General features: G+C 64.7%; 3 protein-coding genes and 1 pseudogene. 1 reads left to right on the top strand and 3 read right to left on the bottom strand.

The window, feature by feature from the left end; translation table 11 throughout:
* On the bottom strand, positions 1-998 hold a 998-nt coding region (locus MOV75_RS30860), incomplete at its 3' end, for an MFS transporter (RefSeq protein WP_247007208.1).
* A gap of 152 nt (positions 999-1,150) precedes the next feature.
* On the opposite strand from MOV75_RS30860, the pseudogene MOV75_RS30855 reads away from it, so the two are divergent.
* Positions 1,151-1,495 (top strand): annotated as a pseudogene (locus MOV75_RS30855) (ABC transporter ATP-binding protein); the annotation flags it as partial.
* On the opposite strand, the gene MOV75_RS30850 reads toward MOV75_RS30855, so the two are convergent.
* The gene (locus MOV75_RS30850; RefSeq protein ID WP_247007206.1) at positions 1,489-3,120 is read right to left on the bottom strand and encodes an amidohydrolase family protein; all 1,632 of its coding nucleotides are present in this window, start codon (positions 3,118-3,120) and stop codon (positions 1,489-1,491) included. The pseudogene MOV75_RS30855 and the gene MOV75_RS30850 sit on opposite strands and share 7 nt — an antisense overlap.
* 257 nt (positions 3,121-3,377) lie before the next feature.
* Positions 3,378-3,661, bottom strand: a 284-nt coding sequence (locus tag MOV75_RS30845; RefSeq protein WP_247007205.1) for an MFS transporter, incomplete at its 5' end; no start/stop codon positions are given.

Genomic DNA, 3,661 nt, shown 5'->3' with positions numbered 1-3,661 from the left:
AGCAGCGCGATCTGCAGGCCGGCGCCCTGAGCGTGCGGCATCGTTGCCAGGATCAGCCCGCCGATCACCAGCGGCACCGAGCCGAGAACGCCGCGAGCCGCGCGGGTGTTGTAGCCGCGCGCCATCATCACCTGCGAGATCCACCCCGTGAGGATGACGATGGTGGCGCCGAACACCCAGGGCAGGATGGAGATGAAGCCGGCCTGGCTCTGCGAGAATCCAAGCCCCTTGACGATGAAGGGCGTGAACCAGGTCAAACCAAGTGACAGCGCCCAATAGGCGCCGAAGGTCGCCGCGACGCAGCCGATGAAGGTGCGCGAGGTGAGCAACTGCAAGTAAGGGATCTTCTGCTCGGTCGCGGCGAGGACCTGCGTGTCCTCCAGCGGCCCTTCCTTGCCGAGCGCAAGCCAGGCACAAACCCAGATCAGGCCGACGACGCCGAGCGCGCCGAACGCATAGTGCCAGGAATGATTGACGATGATCCAGTTAAGCGCCGGCACCGCGAGGATGACACCGAAAGCCGAGCCCTGCGACAGGATCGCGGTGGGCAGCGTGCGCTTCTCATCGGGGAACCATTTGTAGATGGCGTGCGCGGCGACTGAGAAAGCCGGGCCTTCGCCGGCGCCCAGCACGATGCGACAGATCAGGAGCGTGGTGAAGGACACGGTGCCGACCATCGGAAACTGCGCCAGCGCCCAGACCACCGCAAGCGCCAGCAGCACCCAGCGCGTCGGCACCCTGTTGACGATGAAGCCGACCACGATGGCGGCGATCGAGAACAGGAAGAAGAACGAGGAACCGAGCAGGCCGAACTGCTCCGGGGTGAGCTGCAGATCGGTCATGATCGGCACGCCGGCGAGACCCACGACGATCTTGTCGGCGAAGTTCACGAGCATGAAGAGGAAGAGGAGAAAGGTGATGGTCCAGGCGCCCTTTGGCGTCGCGCTTGACACCCCCGCCGACTTGGCCGCCGCCTCTGGCGTTCCCTGAGCGCTCATGAATCTCCCCGTCCTTGTCTTTCGGTCTTTTGGCACTTTTCTGATTTGGCCGTCTTGGAAGCTAACAACGGCTTCAAGACCAACGCAACCAGCATTTCCCCGGCAGGTGTGCTACGCAGCAATTCCGCTAATTCCGTCCGGCGTCGTTCATCGTGCTGAGCATCCGAAACCTTTCCAAGACCTTCTCCTCGGCCGGCGAACCGGTCCATGTGCTGCGCGGCGTCGATCTCGACCTCAGGGACGGCGAACGCATCGCGTTGACCGGCGAATCCGGCAGCGGCAAGAGCACGCTGCTGCATCTGATCGCAGGGCTCGATGCCGCCGATAGCGGCACGATCCGGCTGGCGGATATCGAGATCACAGAACTCTCCGATGCGGGGCGCGCCAGGCTGCGGCGCGACCGGATCGGCCTGGTTTTTCAGCAATTCAACCTGATCCCGAGCCTGTCGGTCGCGGACAATCTGGCCTTTCAGGCGCGGATCGCCGACCGTCACGATGTGGCCTCATAGCCATCCACGTCCTGCAGCAGTCGCCGCCCGCCGACCGGCAGATCGTAATGCACCTTCGGCGGGTGCAGGTGCAGACGGTCATAGTCGATCACGTTGATGTCGGCCTTATAGCGCGGAGCAATAAGCCCGCGATCGGTGAGGCCGACCGAGAGTGCGGTCTTGCGTGACTGCGCAGCGACCACGAACGGGATCGTGAGCTTCTCGCCGCGCTTGCGGTCACGCGTCCAGTGCGTCAGCAGATAGGTCGGGAAGCTCGCATCGCAGATGATGCCGCAATGCGCGCCGCCGTCGGACAGACCCGGCACCGATTGCGGGTCGATCAGCATCTCGCGCGTCGCATCGAGATTGCCGTCGGAATAATTGAGGAAGGGCACATAGAGCATGCCGCGGCCCTCGTCCGACAGCATCGCGTCATAGGCGAGCTCTTCCGGCCGACGGCCCTGCTTGCGCGCCTGCGGGCCCAGCGCGTTCTCCGGCGGCTGCTCGTAGTCGGGGGGATCGCCGAGCAAAAACATCTTGTCGTAGTTCGGACGGAAGAACAGCGGATCGTCGGTCGCGGTCGCCGTCTCGCTCAGGATGGCTTTGCGCACCCCCGGCTGATGCAGTCGTGCCAGCCTCTCCCCAAGCGGCAGATGGGCGATTGCCTTGTAGCTCGGATGGGTCTGGAACGGATTGCGCGAGAGCTCGAGCCCGAGCAGCAGGCCGACCGGGCGGGCCGCGATCTGCGCGGTGATGGAGAGGCCGCGCTTCGCCGCCGCGTTGATCTCGTCCAGCGTCTGGCGCCAGCGGTTTGGTGCCCTGTCGTTCTGGGTGATCGAGAACGAGATCGGGCATTTCGTCGTGTCGGCGACCCGCAGCATCATCGGCAAATCTTCGTGGATGGTGGAGAGATCCAGCACGAATTGCAGCACGCTGCGGCCCTCAGCGTGCATCGCGCCGGCGATCGCAGTGAGCTCGTCCTCGCCCGCCTTCAGCGTCGGCGTGAAATCGCCGGTCGAGGTGCGGTGATTGAGCGTGCGCGAGGTCGAGAAGCCGAGCGCGCCGGAACGCACAGCTTCGCCCGCGAGCTTCGCCATCGCCGCATTGTCTTCTGCGGTCGAGGGATCGCGCCGCGCGCCGCGCTCGCCCATGACGTAAACGCGCAGCGCTGCATGCGGCAGCTGCGCGCCGACATCGATGTCGAAGTCGCGCTTGGCCAGCCAGTCCATGTAGTCCGGAAAGCTCTCCCACGCCCAGGGGATGCCGGCGCTCAGCACCGGCTCGGGAATATCCTCGACACCTTCCATCAGCTGGATCAGGCGGATGTGGTCATCAGGCTTGCACGGCGCGAAGCCGACGCCGCAATTGCCCATGATCGCCGTGGTGACGCCGTTTTGCGAGGACGGCGTGATGTCCTGGCTCCAGGTGACCTGGCCGTCGTAATGGGTGTGCACGTCGACGAAGCCCGGCGTGACGAGCTTGCCGCGCGCGTCGATCTCTTCGCGGCCCTTTGCGGCGACCTTGCCGACCTCGGTGATTGTCCCGCCGTTGATGGCGACATCAGCCTCAAACAGCTCGCCGCCGCTTCCGTCCGCGACGGTACCGCCGCGGATGATCAGATCAGGGGTGCTCATTGGTGCTTCTTCCCGGTTTGTTGTTGCTTGTTTTGCACGTCTCGCTCAGCTGTCGTCCCGGACAAGCGAAGCGCCGATCCGAGACCTCCGCGCGAGCGCTTGCGCTCGTCGCGATAACCACATGGACTTGTTTGGCGAAGACCCGGAGTGACCAGCTTCGCGCTACGACTCCTCCCTGAGGTTATGGGTCCCTGCGCCCCGTGCGCAATTGCGCGCTAGGCAGGGACGACAGTTGAATTCGTGGCGAGACCAACCGCTCAATTTGCAGAAGCTTCCCGCTTCCGTTCCGTGAACGGCGACAGCACCACCGTTGCCAGCATGAACACCACGGACGCGCCGAACACCCAATGCGGCGCGTTTTGGTCCATGATCCAGCCGAACAGCAGTGGTGAGACGATGCCGCCGAGATTGAAGCCGGTTGAGACGATGCCGAAGGCGCGGCCTGCTGCGCCCGCGGGCGCAGCGTTGCGCACCAGCATGTCGCGCGAGGGTGCAATCACGCCGGAGAGGAAGCCTGCGAGCGTCATCGCGGCCGTCAGCG

This window comes from Bradyrhizobium sp. PRIMUS42 (assembly GCF_023006515.1).
Taxonomy (GTDB): Bacteria; Pseudomonadota; Alphaproteobacteria; order Rhizobiales; family Xanthobacteraceae; genus Bradyrhizobium.
Note: the sequence above shows the minus strand (reverse complement) of the source record. Positions and strands in the feature narration are given on the sequence as shown.

Bases quoted from the DNA above. Each gene is read 5' to 3' on its own strand.
- MOV75_RS30850 (WP_247007206.1), bottom strand. From the start codon at position 3,120: ATGAGCACCCCTGATCTGATCATCCGCGGCGGTACCGTCGCGGACGGA.